This window comes from Salinisphaera sp. SWV1 (assembly GCF_052044155.1).
Taxonomy (GTDB): Bacteria; Pseudomonadota; Gammaproteobacteria; order Nevskiales; family Salinisphaeraceae; genus Salinisphaera.
This window is the reverse complement of the sequence record NZ_JBQDYE010000191.1, coordinates 1-510: the sequence shown is the minus strand read 5'-3', so window position 1 is coordinate 510 and position 510 is coordinate 1. Positions and strand designations below refer to the sequence as shown.

The window sequence follows — 510 nt, the reverse complement described above, 5'->3', positions numbered from 1 at the left end:
CCTGTTAGCTAAAATAAATTCTGATTTGAGACTAATCTCCTAAAAATCATGAAATTAAATGCGAAATTTCAACTAACAGGCGTGAGTTCAATTTAAAGACATTTAAATTCAATCACATAAAACTGTGTCTGACCGGGATAGATGTCGGCAATGACCTTTATCAGTTCAGTCAGGGTCATATTTTCCTGCTCTGCATGTTTTTCCGTCAGCGTATCCAGCGTTACGGTTGAGGTTGCGGTGACTTCAATCGGGCAAAAATAACCGTCATCTTCAAAACGCCCGACACGAAGCACATCACCCGTTTTGAAGTGCGATTCAGACTCGTCGCGGATGGTGATGGTTTTACGCCCAGCCAGAATGTCATCCTGGAAACGTTGAAAAAAAGTGATGTCGTTTGGCTGCATGATACTATTTCCTGTAAGAATTGACTCATCTGGAGCCTATGATAGTGAAAAAACTCACCTTACCGAAAGATTTCTTATGGGGCGGCGCAGTTGCCGCGCATCAGGT

The 510-nt window shown here is 42.7% G+C and carries 2 protein-coding genes; one reads left to right on the top strand and one right to left on the bottom strand.

Annotated features, from left to right (window positions below; genetic code table 11):
- Nucleotides 1-92: 92 nt before the first annotated feature.
- Entirely contained in the window at nt 93-404 is a 312-nt protein-coding gene (gene yqfB / locus ACS8YF_RS20200; protein WP_440851834.1) for a N(4)-acetylcytidine aminohydrolase, read from the bottom strand.
- Nucleotides 405-448: 44 nt separating this feature from the next.
- On the opposite strand from yqfB, the gene ACS8YF_RS20195 reads away from it, so the two are divergent.
- Nucleotides 449-510, top strand: a 62-nt coding sequence (locus ACS8YF_RS20195; RefSeq protein ID WP_434801865.1) for a hypothetical protein, incomplete at its 3' end; no start/stop codon positions are given.

Coding starts and splice junctions, on each gene's coding strand:
- yqfB (WP_440851834.1), bottom strand. CDS start 404: ATGCAGCCAAACGACATCACTTTTTTTCAACGTTTCCAGGATGACATT.